The organism is Dyella sp. (genome assembly GCF_035685885.1).
Lineage (GTDB): Bacteria > Pseudomonadota > Gammaproteobacteria > Xanthomonadales > Rhodanobacteraceae > Dyella.
The window spans coordinates 38942-57650 of sequence record NZ_DASRZX010000007.1 but is presented as its reverse complement, the minus strand read 5'-3'; the positions used below and the strand labels follow the sequence as shown (position 1 = coordinate 57650).

Here is an 18709-nt window from a genome sequence, read left to right as displayed (position 1 = left end):
ACGGGCCGGTGTGTTGGCACCGGCCCGTCGTGCGATTACTCGCCGATCGTCAGCAGCGAGGCGTTGCCGCCGGCTGCCGTGGTGTTGATGGTGAGCGTGCGCTCGCCGGCGAAACGCAGCAGGTAGTGCGGGCCACCCGCCTTCGGGCCGGTGCCCGACAGTGCTTCGCCACCGAACGGCTGCACGCCGACCACCGCGCCGATCTGGTTGCGATTGACGTAGCAGTTGCCCACGCGCGCGTGGCTCTGGATGTAATCCACAGTGTCGTTGATGCGGCTGTGGATGCCGAGCGTGAGGCCGTAGCCCGTGGCGTTGATCGCCTCGACCACCTTGGGCAGCTCGTCCGCCTTCCAACGGATCACGTGCAGCACGGGGCCGAAGATTTCGCGGGTCAGCGTGGACAGACCCGGGATCTCATAGGCGCGCGGCGCGAAGAAGGTGCCGTTGCCAGTGTCGGCGGCGTCCATCTTCACTTCGCCGATCTTCTTCGCTTCCTTGTCCATGCGCGCGGCATGGTCGACCAGGATCTTCCTGGCGTCCTCGTCGATCACCGGGCCGACGTCAGTGCTGAGCTGGCCCGGATCGCCGACCTTCAGTTCGGCCATCGCGCCGGCGAGCATGTCGCACACCTTGTCGGCGATGTCTTCCTGCACGAACAGCACGCGCGCGGCCGAGCAACGCTGGCCGGCGGACTGGAAGGCGGAGGAGATCACGTCCTTGACGATCTGCTCGGGCAGCGCCGAGGAGTCGGCGATCATCGCGTTCTGGCCGCCGGTCTCGGCGATCAGCGCGGCGATCGCTGCGTTGCGCGCAGCCAGCGAACGGTTGATCGCCCACGCCGTCTCGGTAGAGCCGGTGAAGGCGACGCCAGCGACGCGCGGATCCTTGGTCAGTGCGGCGCCAACGGTGGCGCCATCGCCCGGCAGGTATTGCAGGACGTCGGCCGGCACGCCGGCTTCGTGCAGCAACTTCACCGCGGCGTAGCCGATCAGGCTGGTCTGCTCGGCCGGCTTGGCGATGACACTGTTGCCGGCAGCGAGCGCGGCGCTGACCTGGCCGAGGAAGATCGCCAGCGGGAAGTTCCACGGGCTGATGCAGACGAACACACCACGGCCGTTCAAGAACAGCTGGTTGCTCTCGCCGGTGGGGCCGGGCAGTTGTTCCGGATGGCCAAACAGGCGGCGCGCCATGGTCGCGTAGTAACGCAGGAAGTCGGCGGCTTCGCGGATCTCGGCGATCGAATCGGGCAGGCTCTTGCCGGCCTCACGCACGCACAGCGCGATGAACTCGCCGCGACGCGCTTCCAACTGCTCCGCCGCATGCTCAAGAATCGCGGCGCGGCTGGCGGCCGGCAGGCGATCCCAGTTGTGCTGGGCGGCAACCGCATTGGAAAGCGCCTTCTCCACCGTGGCGCTGTCGGCGGCGATATAGCTGCCCACCGACTGGCGGCGATCGGCCGGGTTGGTCACCGCCACGGTGGCGCCGGCGCTCTTGGCGCCGGGCACCAGCGGCTCGGCGGTCCACGGACCGTTCTTCGATTGGATGGCCTCGGCGAGGGCCTTCAGTTCGTTGTCGTTGGAGAAGTTGACGCCCATGGAATTCTTCCGAAGTTCACCGTAGAGATTCACCGGCAGCGGAATGCGCGGGTGGGGGATGGAGGCGAAGGAGCGCACGGTCTCGCACGGATCGGCGACCAGTTCGCGCACCGGCAGCGTTTCGTCGACCACGCGGTTGACGAAGCTGGTGTTGGCGCCGTTCTCGAGCAGGCGGCGCACCAGGTAAGGCAGCAGGTCTTCATGCGTGCCCACCGGCGCGTACACGCGGCACGGCACGTTGAGGTTCTGCTTGCCGATCACCTCGGCGTAGAGGTCCGTGCCCATGCCGTGCAGGCGCTGGTTTTCGTACGGCCGACCCTGCGACATCTGATAGATGGCGGCAATGGTGTGCGCGTTGTGCGTGGCGAACTGCGGGTAGATCAAATCCGAGCCAGCGTCGAACAGCTTGCGCGCGCAGGCCAGGTACGACACGTCGGTGTTCGGCTTGCGCGTATATACCGGATAGCCGCTGAGGCCGTTTTCCTGGGCGCGCTTCACCTCCGCGTCCCAGTATGCGCCCTTCACGAGGCGCACGTACCAGCGGCGGCTGGTGGCGCGCGCGGTTTCGATCAGCCAGTCGATGACGAACGGCGTGCGCTTGGCGTACGCCTGCACCACGATGCCCAGGCCATTCCAGCCTTCCAGCGAGGGATGCGCGAACACGTCGCCGATGATGTCGAGCGACAGTTCCAGGCGATCGGCTTCTTCCGCGTCAACCGACAGCGCGATGCCCTGCTTCATCGCCAGTTGCGACAGCTCCAGCAGCTTGGCGGTGAGGTCGCGGCGGGCGATCTCGCGCTTGGCCACTTCGTAACGCGGATGCAGCGCGGAGAGCTTCACCGAGATCGACGGCGCATCGGTGTGGCTGGCGAACGGGCCGCGCGAACCGATCGAGGCGATCGCGTTGCGGTAATCCTGCTGGTAGCGCTCGGCGGTTTCGCTGGTGAGCGCGGACTCGCCCAGCATGTCGTAGGAATAGCGGTAGACCGCATATTCCTTCTGCGCGCAGCGGTCCAGGGCGTCACCGATGGTCTGACCCATCACGAACTGGTGGCCCATGATGCGCATGGCCTGGCGCACCGCGAGACGGATCGCCGGCTCGCCCGCGCGACCGACCAGGCGACGCAGCGCGCCGGTGAAGTCGTGGCGGGTTTCCTCCGACAGCGTCACCAGCTTGCCGGTGAGCATCAGGCCCCAGGTCGACACGTTGACGAACAGCGACTCGCTCTGGCCGAGATGCTTCTTCCAGTTGGCGTCGCCCAGCTTGTCACGGATCAGCTTGTCGGCGGTGGTCTTGTCGGGAATGCGCAGCAGCGCTTCGGCCACGCACATCAGCAGCACGCCTTCTTCCGACGACAGGTCGTACTGGCGCATGAAGGACTCGACCGCGCTCTGGTCCTTGGCGCGGGCGCGCACGCGGGTCACCAGCTCGGCGGCCAGGTCGATGACCTTTTCGCGTTCGGCGTGCGGCAGCGTGGCCTGGGCCAGCAGGTCGTTGACGGCTTCGGTCTCGTCGCGCAGCCAGTTGGCGGTGATACGCGCACGCGCCGGTTCGACACCGGTGGGCAGTTCGGGGCTGAGAATGGGTTGGGTCACAGAGGCTTAGCCGAGAGGAGCGGGTGGGGAATCGCGGAATTGTACGCGTGGGGTAGGGCGCACGCATCCGTATGCGGTGCTGCGGTGCCGCAGGGGTGTTCCGCGGGCGCATATATATGTAGGTGGATCGGCCGCCGGCTGCCGGGGAGCCAGGAAAGGCGATTGAAGGAAAGGTGCCTGCAGATCACCCCTTGGCGCGAAAATCCGCTCGCTCAGTGCGACCCGTGGCAAACGGTCGCACCCCTCCGCGCCAGCCCGACGCGTCGCGCATGGCGACGGTCAGTGCCGATCCAAACCCATGACGTGCAACACAAACGGTCGGCGAGGCAAGCGTTGCGTGAGATGCAACGCGCGCGTGAGGGTGTTCATGCGCGCTTCAAATCAAGGCCCTGCGGCATTCTTGCCCATCGACACCGTCGCGGCCTATCATGCCGGGGTTCCAGGCACGCCGGGTCCTCATGATCGTGCTTCGACCAGCTGCTGCCGGCTTGCCGTGCGCGACCATGTGGCTCAAGCCCAATCGCGCCCTCAGCCGTCGCGACCTGCGTCGATTGATCGGAGTACTGGCGGCGCTGGCACTGACGACGGCCGTGCTCGGCGCGTGGCAGGGGAATGTCTTCGCTCCGCTGTTCGCACTGATCGAGTCCTCCGCAGTGGCGTTCGCCCTTGGCGTCGCCTGGCGGGCTGGCGACCGCAGCGAGCGCATCACCCTCGACGAATCGTCGCTGGAGGTGCAATCCCTGCCAGGTCGGCGCAGTGCGCGCTTTCCCACGTATTGGGTGCGCGTGCAACTGCGGGCCGGACACGGAAGGGGTCGTCTGCTGCTGGCGTCGCACGGAAAAGAGCTGGAAATCGGGGCGTTCCTTGCCGAAGAAGAACGCGCCGAGCTGTCAAGGAAACTCATGGTGCTGCTGGCGGAGATCAACCAACAGCGGCGCAAGTAGGTTCAACAAAGGTGCAAGACATGACATCTGGCGGCATCAGGCCTGGCAGTATCAAGCGAGCAGTCGCGGCATGCGCACTCTTCGCTATCGCAATGTTCGGCGGCGTGGCATTCGCCAATCCGCAGCCAGGACAGTTGAACATGACGCGCGGCGCGTCCGAATGGTCGCCCGAAGCGTATTTCCTCAACAATGTCGCCCTGGGTGTCTGCGTCGTCATCGGCATCCTGGTGTTCGGCGCGATGTTCATTTCGATGTTCCGCTTCCGCAAATCGCGCGGCGCGGTGGCTGAGAAGTGGTCGCACAACACCATGCTCGAGATCGTGTGGACCACCATTCCGGTGATCATCCTGATCGTGCTGGCGTATCTCGCCACCGGCGGCCTGCGCACCTTCGCCGACACCACCGGCTCCGAGATGACCGTCAAGGTCACCGGCTACCAGTGGAAGTGGCGCTACGACTACGTCGAGTACAAGGGCAAGGCGATCGAGAAGGTCGGCTTCATGTCCAAGCTCGACCGCGAGAGCGACGAGACGCGTCAGCTCAACTCGGGCCTCGATCCGAACTCGGTGAAGGTCGACGGTTACAACACTTACCTGATCAACGTGGACAAGCCGCTGGTGGTGCCGGTGGGCACCAAGATCCGCTTCGTGATCACCGCGGGCGACGTGATCCACTCCTGGTGGGTGCCGGCGCTGGGCTGGAAGATGGATGCCATCCCGGGCATCGTCAATTCGGCCTGGACCAACATCAAGGAGCCGGGTGAATTCCGCGGCCAGTGCGCGGAGCTGTGCGGCCAGGATCACGGCTTCATGCCGATCGTGGTGAAGGCGCTGCCGAAGGCCGAGTTCGAGAAGTGGCTGGCGGAGCAGGAAGCGCAGGCCAAGCAGCCCGCACCGGCTGCACCGGCCGCTGCCGCTCCTGCCACCGCGCAGGCCATCGAGGCACCCGTTTCCCAGGGCCATCAGGGCTGAGCAATCAGTTCGTCCACAGTTTCCGCATTTAGGTAGAGGTGCAAGGCATGGCCCACGCAGCCACCCACGATCACCACGACGATCATCACGGCGCGCCGTCAAACTTCTTCGTGCGTTGGTGCATGTCCACCAACCACAAGGACATCGGCACGCTGTACCTGGTGTTCTCGCTCCTGATGTTCTTCATCGGCGGCAGCTTCGCCATGGTGATTCGCGCCGAGCTGTTCAAGCCCGGCCTGCAGCTGGTGCAGCCATACTTCTTCAACGAAATGACCACGATGCATGCGCTGGTCATGATCTTCGGCGCCGTGATGCCGGCCTTCGTGGGCTTGGGCAACTGGATGATCCCGCTGATGGTCGGTGCGCCGGACATGGCGTTGCCGCGCATGAACAACCTGTCGTTCTGGATCCTGCCGTTCGCGTTCGCGCTGCTGCTGTCCACGCTGTTCCTGCCCGGCGGTGGCCCGGCCGGTGGCTGGACCATGTATCCGCCACTGTCGCTGCAGGGTGATTCGGTCGCCTATCTGGTGTTCGCCGTCCACTTGATGGGTATCAGTTCCATCATGGGTGCGATCAACATCATCGCGACCATCCTCAACATGCGCGCGCCGGGCATGGATCTCCTGAAGATGCCGGTGTTCGTGTGGAGCTGGCTGATCACGGCGTTCCTGCTGATCGCGGTGATGCCGGTGCTGGCGGGCGCGGTGACCATGCTGCTCACCGACAAGTACTTCGGCACCAGCTTCTTCAATGCCGCTGGCGGTGGCGACCCGGTGCTGTTCCAGCACATCTTCTGGTTCTTCGGTCACCCCGAGGTCTACATCATGATCCTGCCGGCCTTTGGCCTGGTATCCGAGATCATTCCGACCTTCGCGCGCAAGCCGATCTTTGGTTACAAGGCAATGGTGTTCGCAATCGCGTCGATCGCCTTCCTGTCGTTCATCGTATGGGCGCACCACATGTTCGCCGTGGGTCTGCCGCTGGGCGGCGAGATCTTCTTCATGTACGCGACCATGCTGATCGCCGTGCCCACGGGCGTGAAGGTGTTCAACTGGGTCAGCACCATGTGGGGCGGCTCGATGACGTTCGAAACGCCGATGCTGTTCGCCATCGCGTTCGTCATCCTGTTCACCATCGGTGGCTTCTCCGGCTTGATGCTGGCGCTGGCCCCGGCCGACTTCCAGTACCACGACTCGTACTTCGTGGTGGCGCACTTCCACTACGTGCTGGTCACCGGTGCGATCTTCGCGATCATCGCCGGTACGTACTACTGGCTGCCGAAGTGGACCGGCCGCATGTACAGCGAGTTCTGGGGCAAGATGCACTTCTGGAACAGCGTGATCTGGGTGAACGTGCTGTTCTTCCCGCAGCACTTCCTGGGCCTGGCCGGCATGCCGCGCCGCATCCCGGACTACAACGTCGCGTTCGCCAACTTCAACATGATCAGCTCGATCGGCGGCTTCCTGTTCGGCGCCTCGCAGCTGATCTTCGTCGGCGTGATCGTGCATGCCGTATGGTTCTCGAAGAAGAAGGCCCTGGACCGCGTGTGGGAAGGCGCGAAGGGCCTGGAGTGGACCGTGCCGTCGCCGGCGCCGTTCCACACGTTCGAGCTGCCGCCGGTGATCCACGACGAAGAACTGGCCCACGGCCACGTCGAAGATTGATGGAATGTTCAACCGCTCCGGCCTCGTGCCGGGGCGGAGGGAAACGAGTCGGATGAAGCAGGCCAACGCAACGATCGAAGACATGCGCAAGAGGGGCGTGCGACGCACCGTCACGGTGTTCGGCGCCATCGCCATTGCGATCTTTCTTTTGTCGCTGCTGCAGGGCCTGAAGTACTCCTGACGCGTTTTCCCGCAGTATCCGTCCGTGGTGCCGCCAAGGCATGACGGGTTGCAGTTCCCGCGAATGCGGGGGCGGAAGTAAACAAGAAATATCCACGGGGTCGCACCATGGGTCAGCAGCAAGGCGCTTATTTCGTACCGACCAAGAGCTATTGGCCCATCGTGGCCGCGGTCGTCATGTTCGTCACCGTGTTCGGTGCCGCGCACTGGCTCAACGCGCCTCCGGGTGAGGCAAGCTTCGGCAAGACGGTACTCACCGTTGGCTTCGTCGGCATCCTGCTGATGTTCTTCGGCTGGTTCCGTTCGGTGATCCGCGAGTCGCTCGCCGGCAGCTACAACAGCCAGGTGGACCGCTCGTTCCGCATGGGCATGATGTGGTTCATCTTCTCCGAAGTGATGTTCTTCGGCGCGTTCTTCGGCGCCTTGTTCTACGCCCGCATGTTCGCGGTGCCGTGGCTCGGTGGCGAAGGACATGGCGTGCTGACCCACCAGTTCCTGTGGAACGACTACTCCGCTTCGTGGGGCGCCAACGGCGGCGGTGGTCCGGAACGTATCGGCGGTGATTTCCAGACCGTCGCGCCGTGGGGCCTGCCGCTTCTCAACACGCTGATCCTGCTGACTTCCAGCGTCACCATCACCATCGCGCATCACGCGCTGAAGGTGGGTCATCGCGGCAAGATTCTGGTGTTCCTGGCGCTCACCGTGTTGCTCGGCGCGACGTTCCTGTACTTCCAGGCGCACGAGTACATGGAAGCCTACAAGGAGCTCAACCTGACGCTGCAGAGCGGTGTCTACGGCTCGACCTTCTTCATGCTCACCGGCTTCCACGGCATGCACGTGACGCTGGGCACCATCATGCTGGCGATCATCTGGCTGCGCGTGGCCAAGGGCCACTTCAGCAAGGACCACCATTTCGGCTTCGAGGCCGTGGCGTGGTACTGGCACTTCGTCGACGTGGTGTGGCTGGGCCTCTTCATGTTCGTCTACATCCTCTGAGGCGCTTGCGCGTCGCAGCAAAAGGCCCGCCGGAAGGCGGGCTTTTTTGTGCCGAGACTTTGTAGGAGCGCACCCAGTGCGCGATCGCGGAGCAACGGCGTCACCGCTCCGTCGGCTTTTCGCGCACTGGGTGCGCTCCTACAGGGAAGGGCCTCGCCCCAAAACAAAGGCCCGCCAGTGGCGGGCCTTCGGGGAAACCGCGTGCGCGACGAAGCGCTGTCTACGTCGTGACGCTACAATTACTGCCCCACGCCGTGCGGGTGCAGCCAGCCCATCCAGATGCCGAGTACGACCATCAGGATGAGCAGGATCGACAGACCGATGCGGCGGGTCAACGCCCACACCGTGCGCTTGCTGCCGTCCTTGTCGGTCATCATGAAATACAGGGCCTGACCAAGGTTGAACAGCACCACCAGCAGCAGGATCACCAGCGCATATTTGTAGATGGTTTCCACGTGATTGGTCCGAACGTTTTTGACATCCGCAGTATAGCGGTCGTGCGTGGTGCCACTGCGTGAAGTGGCTGCGCCGCCCTTCGTGGTTTGCCTTGCTGCTCACGGTGGCAGGTGCCTTGCTGTTCATACGTTTGGGCGTGTGGCAGCTGCACCGCGCGGACGAGAAGGAAGTCATTCTGCGACGGTATGCCGCAGCGGAAAACGAGTCGCCGCGCGACTTCGCCGCGGTGGCCGCAAAGCCCCCCATCAATGCGTTTGCGCGCGTGCGCGTCGAAGGCGAATACATCGCCGGCAAGCTCTATCTGCTCGACAACCCCAAGCATGACCAGCGCGGCGGTGTGGAAGTCTATGCGCCTTTCCGTCCACTTGGCGGCAAGCGTCTGCTGCTGGTGGATCTCGGCTTCCTGCCCGGCAACGGCACCGACCAGCCGCCGCAACTGCCAGCGCTGCCCACGGGCAAGCAGACGCTGCAGGGCCTGTATGTGCCGGCACCGGGCGTCGGTTTCGAGATGGGTGGCAATGCCCTCGCTCGTCAGGTGCACTGGCCCAAGACCACGGTCTATCTCGAGCTGCCGCAAATCGCCGCCGATCTCGGCGCTACGGTTTATCCGCAGGTGCTAGCGATGGATGCCGACCCCACGTCGATCTACGTGCGCGAACACACCATCGATTTTTCCGCGATGCCTCCTGCCCGCCATCGCGCCTACGCTTTCCAGTGGTTCACTTTTGCCGTGGCGGCGGTGGTGATCCTGCTTGTGCTGCATCGACGCCGCCCTTCGAAAATCCGGACACACCATGAGCAAGCCTGAACCCGCCGCGCTGCGCGCGAGCCGACTGAAACTGCTGTTGATCATGCTGGTGTTTGCCGCACCCATCATCGCCGCGATCACGCTCACGGCCACTGGCTGGCAGCCTTCTGGCAAGGCGAATGGGCTCGCGGTGACGCCGCAGCGCAACTTCGCGACGGAACAGCTGCAGGTCACGCTGGCCGACGGCAAGCCGTGGGCATGGCGGTCAAGCGAGCCGCAGCTCACGTTGATGGCGCTCGCCGGTCCCGGATGCGCTGCCCGTTGCCTGGAGACGCTGACCAAGATGGCGGCCGCCCGCATCACGCTCAATCGCAACGCTCCGCGTCTGCGGTTGCTTTACGTGGGCCAGCCGCCCGCGGATGCGAAGGACAGCGGCATGGCGAGCTATTGGCAGCTGGGCCATGACGACATGGACGCGCTGGCCGCGTTCCGCCCGTCTGAACCGGACAGCGTAAGTGCACTGCTGGTCGAATCCGACGGCACCGCGTTGTCGCTGTATCCCGCAGGTTTCGATCCTTCCGGCTTGCGCAAGGATCTGCAGAAGGTGATCCGCTGATGACCGCCCGTTCCTCCAAGGTGCTGCGCGGACTCGCGCTGCTCGCCGCGGTGTTCGCCTTTGGCGTGGTGATGTTCGGTGCCTTCGTGCGCCTGTCCAACGCCGGGCTTTCGTGTCCCGACTGGCCGACCTGCTACGGACGCGCCGCCTGGCCCGAGCAACAGCACGAGATTGCGCAGGCCAACCAGGCCTTCCCGGATCGTCCGTACGAAACGCACAAGGCGTGGCGCGAGCAGGTGCACCGTTTCCTCGCCGGTACGCTGGGCACGCTCGTGCTCGCGCTGGCATTGATCGCCAGCTGGCGTGACCGCTGGGCGCGCTACGCCGTCATCGTGGGCGCGGTCTGCGCGGCGATAGGCGTGGGCATGTACATACGCGGTGAACATCACTGGTCGTTGCTGTTGTCGATCGTGGCGATCGGACTGCCGTTGATCTGCGCGATCAGGATGCACCGGCCGGGCGCGTGGCGCATCAGTGTGCTGGCGCTGTCAGTGGTGGTGTTCCAGGCCATGCTTGGCATGTGGACGGTAACCTTGCTGCTCAAGCCCATCGTGGTCATGGGCCACTTGATGGGCGGCATCGCCACGTTCGCATTGCTTGCCTATGCGGCGCTGCGTTTCGGTGGCATCGCCGCGCAGGACGACAGCTACGCCGGCTTGCGCAGGGCGGTGGTGTTCGGGATCGTGCTACTGCTGGCGCAGATTGCGCTGGGCGGTTGGACTTCTTCCAATTACGCGGCGCTGGCGTGCGGCACGGATTTTCCCAAGTGCCTGGGCCAATGGATGCCGCCCACCGATTTCCGCGAAGGCTTCGTGCTGTGGCGCGGCGTCGGTGTGAACTACGAGGGTGGTGTGCTCGACATGGCCGCGCGTAGTGCGATCCAGATCGCCCATCGCATCGGCGCGCTGGTGGTGTTCTGCTACCTGGCGTGGCTGTCCCATCGTGTGTCCCGCCGTGGACTGCGGTCGCAGGGCCTCTCTATTGCCGTGGTGCTGGTCACCCAGGTGCTGCTGGGCATCAGCAACGTGCATTTCGGCCTGCCGTTGCCGGTGGCGACGTTGCACAATGGCGTGGCCGCGCTGTTGCTGTTCACGTTGCTGGCGACGCTGGCGCGTACGCAAAAGCGTCATGACGACGCGATGTTCCTTTCCCTCGGGCGCTGACGATGACGAGCCGTTTCCACGAATACATGGAGCTGACCAAGCCGCGTGTCGTCGCGCTGCTGGTGTTCTGCGCCGTCATCGGTATGTTTCTCGCGGTGCCGGGCATTCCACCTTGGCGCGCGCTGGTGTTTGGCACGCTTGGCATCTGGATGGCCTCGGGTTCAGCAGCTGCGTTCAATCACCTGATCGACCAGCGCATCGACAAGGTGATGGCACGCACGGCGCATCGTCCGCTTGCCACGGGACACCTGAAGCCGGTCCAGGTGCTCACGTTTGCGCTGGCGCTCGGCGCGCTGTCCATGGTCGTCCTTGTCGTGCTGGTGAATCCGCTGACCGCCTTGCTGACCTTTGGCGGTTTGATCGGCTATGCGGTGATCTATACCGCTTACCTCAAGCGCGCCACGCCGCAGAACATCGTGATCGGTGGCCTGGCCGGCGCCATTCCGCCGGTGCTGGGATGGACGTCAGTCACCGGATCGCTGCATCCGTTCGCGCTGCAGCTGTGCCTGATCATCTTCGTGTGGACGCCACCGCATTTCTGGGCGCTGGCCATCTTCCGTCGCGACGACTATTCGCGCGCCCAGGTGCCTATGTTGCCGGTGACGCACGGCGTGGTGTTCACGCGCTGGCACGTGCTCTTCTATACGATCCTGCTGGTACTGGTGACGTTGTTGCCGGCGCTGACGGGTTACAGCGGCATGGTTTATCTCGGTGGTGCCGCGGTGCTGGGCCTGGGCTTCCTGTATTACGCGATCCGCCTGCTGAATCCGCCGGATGAGTTCTTCGCGATGAAGGTGTTCAACTATTCCATTGTGTACCTGATGGCGCTGTTTGCGTTCCTGCTGGTGGACCATTGGGTGATGGAGCCGCTGGTGCAGCATCAGGGCGTAGTGATCGAGCGTTCGGCGTGACCCGGGGTCTTTTCTCCCTCTCGCCTTCGGAGACAGGGTCGGGGTGAGGTGCCAACCTTGCTGCGCGATATGTTCGTGCTGACCCTGAACGCAACAACTTTCGCCACCCAAATCCATGCCATAGGGTTGACACTCCCGCACTGCAGCAAGACAATTTATGCGCCGCCGGGCGCGTTTCGCCCTCAGTGGCCTCTGTCCTATCAACCCAAGGCATATGGACGTTTACCCTAGTCGCAACGTCGACATCCGCGAGCATCGGGTGCCGGCATTGCATAACAAGCTGATCTGCTGCGGCGACCGCCTGCGGTCGGCTGGCGCTTTCCTGGACTAGGGAAGACCGGCCCACCTCTGACGGCGCCGTCGGCGCCGTTAACGAGGAGAAAGGGCCATGAAGCTCCTTCGCGATTTTTTCCGTCTGCGTGTCGCCCGTCTGGGCCGCCGTTCGGATTCCCGTTCCTGGACGATCACCGTGCCGGCCCCGCTGGGGCAGGCGCAGCCGTCTGAGTCGTCCGAAGCCCACCGCCTTTCGGACGCTACGCGTGGCCATCAGCTCGCGCGCAAGCAGGAACATGCCGCTCCGCAAGCTCATCGTCATCTGCAGCTGGTATCCAGTCACTGATGAAGGCTTTGTCGCGCCCCGCGCTGCCCCGCAAGGGCTGGCCTCCGCCAGTCCCGTGGCGTCGATTGCGACGAAGTCCGTAGCGCAGGTCTAAGCGTCACGCGCGGGATACCCGCCCGGCTCGCTGGTCCGGCCCAGATGTCACCGATTTCACGGAAGCGAGTCATGTTGAAGCACTCCACCCAGACCGTCACCGGCAAGGCGGCCGGCAAGGTCGCCGCAGCTGCGCCTGTGCGCGTGGCCGTGGCACAGGAAGCCTTTCGCCCTAACGAGGCCCTCTACGCAGCGCTGGATACCAGTGCCGCCGGTCTCAACGCGGACCAGATCGCCGAGCGCCTGGATCGCGATGGCGCCAACGAGGTATCGCACGAGCGGCCGCCGGCGTGGTGGAAGCAGCTGCTTCACGCCTTCAAGAACCCGTTCATCGTGGTGTTGCTGGTGCTCGCCGGCGTCCAACTGGCGACCGATAGCACCAACCTTACGGGGCCGACCATCATCAGCGTGATGGTGTGCATCAGCGTGTTCCTGAGCTTTACCCAGGAATACCGTTCGTCCAAGGCCGCTGAAAAGCTCAAGGCCATGGTGCGCAACACCGCCACGGTCACGCGTCGCGCCTCCGATGGCCACAGCGAGCGCATCGAAGTGCCGGTCGGCGAGCTGGTGGCTGGCGATATCGTGCACCTCGCCGCGGGCGACATGGTACCCGCGGACCTGCGCCTGGTTTCCGCGAAGGATCTGTTCATCAGCCAGGCCATCCTCACGGGCGAATCGCTGCCGGTGGAAAAGGCGCCGCCAGCGCGCGTCCATACGGGCGACGAGCTGGAGGGGTCGGGCAACGGTGACAACCCGCTGGATCTGGCGACCGTGTGCTACATGGGCACCAACGTGGTCAGTGGTACCGCGACTGCGGTGATCGTCGCCACCGGTGGGCGGACGTACCTGGGTTCGCTCGCGCGTTCCGTTGTGGGCCAGCGCGTGCAGACGAGCTTCGACCGCGGTGTGAAGAGCGTGAGCTGGCTGCTTATCCGCTTCATGGCGGTGATGGTGCCGATCGTTTTCATCATCAACGGCCTCGACAAGCACGACTGGCTGCAGGCGTTCCTGTTCGCGCTGTCGGTGGCGGTGGGCCTGACGCCTGAAATGCTGCCGCTGATCGTGACGGCGAACCTGGGCAAGGGCGCCATCGCGATGTCCAAGCGCAAGGTGGTGGTGAAGCGCCTCAACGCGATCCAGAACTTCGGCGCCATGGACGTGCTGTGCACGGACAAGACCGGCACGCTGACGCTGGACAAGATCGTGCTGGAGCGTCACCTCGACCTGCACGGCAACGAGTCCGACGAGGCGCTCGAATTCGGTTACCTCAACAGCCGATTCCAGACGGGTTTGAAGAACCTGATGGACAAGGCAGTGCTGGAGCATCGCGACCTGGAAGAGGTGGCGCAGCATTTCCGTATCGTCGACGAGATTCCGTTCGACTTCCAGCGCCGCCGCATGTCGGTGGTGGTCACCAACGACAATGGCAACGAACTGCTGGTGTGCAAGGGTGCAGTGGAGGAAATGCTCTCCATCTGCTCCCAGGCCAAGTCGGGCGACGAGATCGTGCCGATGGACGACGAGCAGCGCGCCCGCATCAAGGCGATGACGCGCCACCTCAACGAGGATGGCTTGCGCGTGCTGGTCGTGGCCATCAAGCATCAGCCGCCCCAAGGGCGCGCCTACGGTGTCGCCGATGAGGCCAACCTCACGGCCATCGGCTGCCTCGCGTTCCTCGATCCGCCGAAGGATAGTGCGGCTACCGCCATCGCGGCGCTGCACCACCACGGCGTTGAAGTGAAGGTGATCACCGGCGACAACGAGGCGGTGACGCGCAAGATCTGCCGTGAAGTGGGCCTGGACGTGGAGCACTCCGCGCAGGGCAAGCACATTGAGCCGCTGTCGGACGAGGAGCTGGATGAGCTGGTCAAGCGCACCACGGTGTTCGCCAAGATGTCGCCGCTGCAAAAGGCGCGCGTGGTGAAGTCGCTGCAGCGCCAGGGCCATACCGTGGGCTTCCTTGGCGATGGCATCAACGACGCGCCGGCGCTGCGCGAGGCCGATGTCGGCATCTCGGTGGATACGGCCACCGACATCGCCAAGGAGTCGGCGGACATCATCCTGCTGGAAAAAAACCTGATGGTGCTTGAAGAGGGTGTGATCGAGGGTCGCGTGACCTTCGGCAACATCATCAAGTACATCAAGATGACCGCCAGTTCCAACTTCGGCAACATGTTCTCGGTGCTGGTGGCAAGCGCGTTCCTGCCGTTCCTGCCGATGCTGCCGCTGCAGTTGCTGGTGCTGGACCTGCTCTACCACGGCTCGCAGCTGTCGATTCCGTTCGACCGCATGGACGAGGAGTACCTGCGCAAGCCGCGCAAATGGGACGCCAGCGACATCGGCCGGTTCATGGTGTGGATCGGTCCTGTCAGCTCGATCTTCGACATCACCACCTATTGGCTGCTGTGGCACGTGTTCGGCGCGAACTCGACGGAACACCAGGCCTTCTTCCAGACCGGCTGGTTCATCGAGAGCCTGCTTACGCAGACGCTGATCGTGCACATGATCCGTACGCGCAAGATTCCGTTCGTGCAGAGCATTGCCGCGGCGCCGGTGCTGGCGCTCACCACGGCCGTCATCCTGATTGGCCTGGCGCTGCCGTTCACCAGCATTGGTTCGAAGTTCGGCTTCGTGACGTTGCCGTCGGTGTACTTCGGCTGGGTGGCGCTGACGGTATTGACCTATGCCGTGCTGACACAGATCGTGAAGACGCTTTACATCCGACGCTACGGTCGCTGGCTGTAACGCACGGGCGTCCCGTTCCGGAAGGGGAGGGACGCCTAGTTTTCCTGGCAGCGCCGCTTGTGCTTGTGGCGCCACCACAGTGCCAGCAGGATGGCCACGATAACGCCGGCCAGCAGCCACGCGCCGTTCTGCCCGCGATGGATCCAGGTGGCCAGCCACTCATGGTTGTTGGCGCCGAAGTAACCGAGATAGACCCAGATCGGCACGCTGATCAGCGCGGCGCTGCCATCGAGCAGGAAGAAGCGCAGGAACGACACGCGGTGGGTGGAGCCGGCGGTGATGAATACTGCCGTGCGCATGCCCGGCAGGAAGCGGGCGATGAACATCAGGCGGTTGCCATAGCGCTCGAATTTTTCCTGCACCTTGGCGTACCGCTCAGGCGTGAGCACGCGCGCCACCAGGCGCCATTGGCGGATGCGCGCGCCGTAGTGGTGTCCGAGCAGGAACATGCCCGCATCGCCGACCAGCACGCCCGCCATGCCCACGCCGAACATCACGTGCACGTTGCCGTAGCCCAGGCCGGTGATGACGCCACCGGCGACCAGGGTGATGTCCTCGGGCAGCGGTGCACCGGCGCCACACAGCAACAACGCGACGAACACCGCGAGGTAGCCGTTTTCGGCGAACAGGGTCACCAGTCGTTCAAGCAGTTCCATCTACGTCCATGCCCAGGCCAGCCGCCATGCCTCTCAAGAGGGGTCGATGATCCCATAGGAAGGCGTCGGCACGCTTGTCGCAGTGCACGCACCCTTCGTGCGCCCGTTCCCATACGGGAAAGAGGCTGGGACGAGCGCGCATCTTGCGGGTTGATGGGTTAGAACGCCGTTGTTTCAGCGGCTTTGCGGCAGCGACGCGCGTGCTCCCGGAGCGGGACTCAGTCGGCCTTCACCGGTGCCACGCGGGCGGCCAGCAGTTCGCGCAGCTCGGCTTTTTCTGAGCTGTCCAGTGCGCCCTCGCGGCTTTTCGCGGTCAGCCAGTCGCGGCGCTGGTCCACGGCCTGCTGTTCCATGCGCGTCAATGCATCGAAGAATTCCGCGCGCTGCGCGTCCTGCTCGCCCACCACCATGGCGGCCATCAGTTTCTGCAGCGCGCTGTATTCAGGGCGTTCCGCGAAGTGTTCCACCAGCATGGCGGGATTGATGCCGGGGCGTGATCGCGCAAGGTCAATCAGTTCGGCCAGCAATTCGACGCCCGGCTTGTCCATGCGAAGGAAGCCGTAGGGACGCGGCACATCGTCCGCCACGCCCGGCTGGGCCAGCAGTAAAGCGATGGCGCTGCGTACCAGCGAGCGTTGCACGGCGATGGGGCGTTGCACCGGACGGCGCGAGGCATCGGCTTCGAGTACCGCACGCGCGCCGGTGCGCTTCTCCAGTTCCTGTGCCATCAGGTCGCGGAAGGCGCCGTCCGGCAGTCGCGCGATCAACGGACGCGCACGTTCGGCGAGGCGTGCGCGGCCATCGAGGCTGGCCGTGTCGACATCGTGCGCGAGCTCGCCGAAGAAGTATTCGGAGAGCGGCGTCGCGGCTTTCAGGCGTTTCTCGAAACCGTCCTTGCCTTCCTTGCGGATCAGCGTGTCCGGATCCTCGCCATCGGGCAGGAACAGGAAGTACGCCTGCCTTCCGTCGCGCAGCCGCGGCAGCGCCGACTCCAGTGCCTTCCACGCGGCGGCGCGGCCGGCACGGTCGCCATCGAAGCAGAACACCACGTCGGGCGCCGCGCGGAACAGCACTTCGGTGTGCTCCGGCGTCGTGGCCGTGCCCAGCGTGGCCACCGCGATCGGCAGGCCCGCCTGGTGCATGGCGATGACATCCATGTAGCCCTCGACCACCACGATGCGCGCGAGGCTCGGGTTGGCCTGCTTCACCTGCCACAGGGCGAACAACTCGCGCCCCTTGTGGAACAGCGGGGTTTCGGGCGAGTTGAGGTATTTGGGCCCCTGATCCGACTGCAACACTCTTCCGCCGAAAGCGATCACGCGGCCGCGGCGGTCGAGGATGGGAAACATCAGGCGTTCGCGGAAGCGGTCGTAGCGGTTGCCCCGCTCGTTGCTGGCCACCATGCCCGCTTCGTTGAGCCATTGCATGCGCTTGTCGCTGCCGCCCAGCGCCTTGATCACGCCATCGAAACCGGCGGGCGCCCAGCCGATGCGAAAGCGCTTGATGGTCTCGGCATCGAGGCCACGCTTCTTGCAATACGCCTGCGCGTCGTTGTTCTTGGGCAGCTCGTTTTCATACCAGCGGGCGGCGTCGTCGAGCAGGGTGTAGAGATCGGTCTTGTCCTCGCGCTGGGCACGATCGTCACCGCCCTCGCGAGGCACGGTCAGTCCGGCGGACTGCGCCAGTTCTTCCACCGCATCGGGAAATTCCAGGCGCTCATAGTCCATCAGGAACTTCACCGCGCTGCCGTGCGCGCCGCAGCCGAAGCAATGGAAGAACTGCTTGGCGGGGCTGACATAGAACGACGGCGTGCGCTCATTATGGAATGGACAGCAGGCGGTCCATTCGCGTCCGGCTTTCTTCAGCGGCACGCGCCGCTCGATCACGTCGACGATGTCGACGCGGGCAAGCAACTCGTCAATGAAGCTGTCGGGAATACGTCCGCGCATAAGGCGCCTAGTGTAAGGGCTGGAGCGGTTCCGCAGCGCTCGTGGCCGCTACCGCCCCCACGGGCGAGCGTCATCCCCTCTGCTGCAGGGTAGGGCCCTTGCTCTATGCTGCGATTGCCGCGCGTTGCGGACCAGGGGAACAGCAAGCATGGGGACGATCGTCGGAATGGCGCGGCCAGGGCTGCAGGTGCACTTTCGCCCCGCCGTGCCGGCCGATGCCGACGTGGCGGTGCCGCTCATCTACAGCTCCGGGCCCGCCGCCTTCGACTTTGTCTTCGCGACACGCGAAGGCGACGATGCGCTGGATTTTCTCAATCATTGCTTCGTGGACGGCGCGGGCGAGTTCGGCTGGCGCAACCACTGGGTTGGCACCGTGGAGGAGCGCGTGGTGGCGGTCGGTGCGGGCTTCGGTGCAGATGCCAAGTGGCCATTCATGCTGGCCGCGGCCCGGCAGATCTTCGGCTACTACGGGTGGCGCAAAAGTCCCGGCGTGGTTTCGCGCGGGCTACGCGTGGAATCGGTGATACGGCCGCCCGAGGGCGACATGCATTACCTCGCTCACCTGGGCGTGCTGCCCGAATTGCGCGGGCATGGCGTGGGCCGCGCGCTCATCGACCAGTTGATCGGGGTGGGCCGCGAGGCGGGCCGGCGGCGGGTGACGCTCGATGTCGCGGCCAGCAACCCGCGCGCTGAGTCGCTCTATCAGCGCGCGGGTTTCAAGATCACTGGCGAGCGCAGGTCACGGCTGTCCAATGAGCGAAGCCGCGTGCCCGATCATCGGCGCATGGAGCGCATGCTCGACTAGCC

16 protein-coding genes are annotated in these 18709 nt (G+C 64.6%); 12 read left to right on the top strand and 4 right to left on the bottom strand.

Annotated features, from left to right (window positions below; genetic code table 11):
- Nucleotides 1-35: 35 nt before the first annotated feature.
- Nucleotides 36-3191 (bottom strand): bifunctional proline dehydrogenase/L-glutamate gamma-semialdehyde dehydrogenase PutA, encoded by a 3156-nt coding sequence (putA, locus tag VFG49_RS01510; protein WP_324857688.1) that lies wholly within the window; start codon nucleotides 3189-3191, stop codon nucleotides 36-38.
- A 458-nt stretch (nucleotides 3192-3649) separates the two neighbouring features.
- On the opposite strand from putA, the gene VFG49_RS01505 reads away from it, so the two are divergent.
- The 5 genes from VFG49_RS01505 to VFG49_RS01485 all read left to right on the top strand — a co-directional run bounded on the left by VFG49_RS01505 (nucleotide 3650) and on the right by VFG49_RS01485 (nucleotide 7946).
- A complete protein-coding gene (locus VFG49_RS01505; protein WP_414649021.1) occupies nucleotides 3650-4135 on the top strand; it encodes a DUF2244 domain-containing protein in 486 nt (161 codons plus the stop codon).
- A 20-nt stretch (nucleotides 4136-4155) separates the two neighbouring features.
- Nucleotides 4156-5106, top strand: a complete 951-nt coding sequence (gene coxB / locus VFG49_RS01500; protein ID WP_324857686.1) for a cytochrome c oxidase subunit II — start codon at nucleotides 4156-4158, stop codon at nucleotides 5104-5106.
- Between the two features lie 47 nt (nucleotides 5107-5153).
- Nucleotides 5154-6770 carry a cytochrome c oxidase subunit I gene (gene ctaD, locus VFG49_RS01495; protein WP_324857684.1) on the top strand — a complete coding sequence of 539 codons (1617 nt, stop codon included), beginning with the start codon at nucleotides 5154-5156 and terminating at the stop codon, nucleotides 6768-6770.
- A 52-nt stretch (nucleotides 6771-6822) separates the two neighbouring features.
- Nucleotides 6823-6951 carry a hypothetical protein gene (locus VFG49_RS01490; protein WP_324857682.1) on the top strand — a complete coding sequence of 43 codons (129 nt, stop codon included), beginning with the start codon at nucleotides 6823-6825 and terminating at the stop codon, nucleotides 6949-6951.
- A 107-nt stretch (nucleotides 6952-7058) separates the two neighbouring features.
- Nucleotides 7059-7946, top strand: a complete 888-nt coding sequence (locus VFG49_RS01485; protein ID WP_324857680.1) for a cytochrome c oxidase subunit 3 — start codon at nucleotides 7059-7061, stop codon at nucleotides 7944-7946.
- 239 nt (nucleotides 7947-8185) lie between these two features.
- On the opposite strand, the gene VFG49_RS01480 is transcribed toward VFG49_RS01485, so the two are convergent.
- The gene (locus VFG49_RS01480) at nucleotides 8186-8401 is read right to left on the bottom strand and encodes a twin transmembrane helix small protein (RefSeq protein WP_324857678.1); all 216 of its coding nucleotides are present in this window, start codon (nucleotides 8399-8401) and stop codon (nucleotides 8186-8188) included.
- A 59-nt stretch (nucleotides 8402-8460) separates the two neighbouring features.
- Here VFG49_RS01480 and VFG49_RS01475 point away from each other — a divergent pair, with 59 nt between their 5' ends.
- From VFG49_RS01475 to mgtA, 6 genes are all read left to right on the top strand, one after another.
- The gene (locus VFG49_RS01475; RefSeq protein ID WP_324857676.1) at nucleotides 8461-9210 is read left to right on the top strand and encodes an SURF1 family protein; all 750 of its coding nucleotides are present in this window, start codon (nucleotides 8461-8463) and stop codon (nucleotides 9208-9210) included.
- The gene (locus tag VFG49_RS01470) at nucleotides 9197-9766 is read left to right on the top strand and encodes a hypothetical protein (protein ID WP_324857674.1); all 570 of its coding nucleotides are present in this window, start codon (nucleotides 9197-9199) and stop codon (nucleotides 9764-9766) included. Before VFG49_RS01475 ends, VFG49_RS01470 begins: the two co-directional genes overlap by 14 nt.
- Nucleotides 9766-10929 carry a COX15/CtaA family protein gene (locus tag VFG49_RS01465; protein ID WP_324857672.1) on the top strand — a complete coding sequence of 388 codons (1164 nt, stop codon included), beginning with the start codon at nucleotides 9766-9768 and terminating at the stop codon, nucleotides 10927-10929. The genes VFG49_RS01470 and VFG49_RS01465 overlap by 1 nt, the downstream gene beginning before the upstream one ends.
- A 2-nt stretch (nucleotides 10930-10931) precedes the next feature.
- Nucleotides 10932-11840 carry a heme o synthase gene (cyoE, locus tag VFG49_RS01460; RefSeq protein WP_324857670.1) on the top strand — a complete coding sequence of 303 codons (909 nt, stop codon included), beginning with the start codon at nucleotides 10932-10934 and terminating at the stop codon, nucleotides 11838-11840.
- Nucleotides 11841-12228: 388 nt separating this feature from the next.
- Nucleotides 12229-12459, top strand: coding sequence for a hypothetical protein (locus VFG49_RS01455; RefSeq protein ID WP_324857668.1), 231 nt, complete (start codon nucleotides 12229-12231; stop codon nucleotides 12457-12459).
- Between the two features lie 165 nt (nucleotides 12460-12624).
- Entirely contained in the window at nucleotides 12625-15297 is a 2673-nt protein-coding gene (gene mgtA / locus VFG49_RS01450; protein ID WP_324857666.1) for a magnesium-translocating P-type ATPase, read from the top strand.
- A gap of 35 nt (nucleotides 15298-15332) precedes the next feature.
- On the opposite strand, the gene VFG49_RS01445 is transcribed toward mgtA, so the two are convergent.
- A complete protein-coding gene (locus tag VFG49_RS01445) occupies nucleotides 15333-15953 on the bottom strand; it encodes a DedA family protein (protein WP_324857664.1) in 621 nt (206 codons plus the stop codon).
- 218 nt (nucleotides 15954-16171) lie between these two features.
- Nucleotides 16172-17902, bottom strand: coding sequence for a DNA primase (gene dnaG / locus VFG49_RS01440; RefSeq protein ID WP_324857662.1), 1731 nt, complete (start codon nucleotides 17900-17902; stop codon nucleotides 16172-16174).
- A gap of 148 nt (nucleotides 17903-18050) precedes the next feature.
- Between dnaG and VFG49_RS01435 the strand changes: the two genes are divergently transcribed.
- Entirely contained in the window at nucleotides 18051-18707 is a 657-nt protein-coding gene (locus VFG49_RS01435; RefSeq protein WP_324857660.1) for an N-acetyltransferase, read from the top strand.
- The last annotated feature ends 2 nt before the right edge of the window (nucleotides 18708-18709 follow it).

Bases quoted from the DNA above. Each gene is read 5' to 3' on its own strand.
- VFG49_RS01505 (WP_414649021.1), top strand. From the start codon at position 3,650: ATGATCGTGCTTCGACCAGCTGCTGCCGGCTTGCCGTGCGCGACCATG.
- coxB (WP_324857686.1), top strand. From the start codon at position 4,156: ATGACATCTGGCGGCATCAGGCCTGGCAGTATCAAGCGAGCAGTCGCG.
- ctaD (WP_324857684.1), top strand. From the start codon at position 5,154: ATGGCCCACGCAGCCACCCACGATCACCACGACGATCATCACGGCGCG.
- VFG49_RS01490 (WP_324857682.1), top strand. From the start codon at position 6,823: ATGAAGCAGGCCAACGCAACGATCGAAGACATGCGCAAGAGGGGCGTG.
- VFG49_RS01485 (WP_324857680.1), top strand. From the start codon at position 7,059: ATGGGTCAGCAGCAAGGCGCTTATTTCGTACCGACCAAGAGCTATTGG.
- VFG49_RS01470 (WP_324857674.1), top strand. From the start codon at position 9,197: ATGAGCAAGCCTGAACCCGCCGCGCTGCGCGCGAGCCGACTGAAACTG.
- VFG49_RS01465 (WP_324857672.1), top strand. From the start codon at position 9,766: ATGACCGCCCGTTCCTCCAAGGTGCTGCGCGGACTCGCGCTGCTCGCC.
- cyoE (WP_324857670.1), top strand. From the start codon at position 10,932: ATGACGAGCCGTTTCCACGAATACATGGAGCTGACCAAGCCGCGTGTC.
- VFG49_RS01455 (WP_324857668.1), top strand. From the start codon at position 12,229: ATGAAGCTCCTTCGCGATTTTTTCCGTCTGCGTGTCGCCCGTCTGGGC.
- mgtA (WP_324857666.1), top strand. From the start codon at position 12,625: ATGTTGAAGCACTCCACCCAGACCGTCACCGGCAAGGCGGCCGGCAAG.
- VFG49_RS01445 (WP_324857664.1), bottom strand. From the start codon at position 15,953: ATGGAACTGCTTGAACGACTGGTGACCCTGTTCGCCGAAAACGGCTAC.
- dnaG (WP_324857662.1), bottom strand. From the start codon at position 17,902: ATGCGCGGACGTATTCCCGACAGCTTCATTGACGAGTTGCTTGCCCGC.
- VFG49_RS01435 (WP_324857660.1), top strand. From the start codon at position 18,051: ATGGGGACGATCGTCGGAATGGCGCGGCCAGGGCTGCAGGTGCACTTT.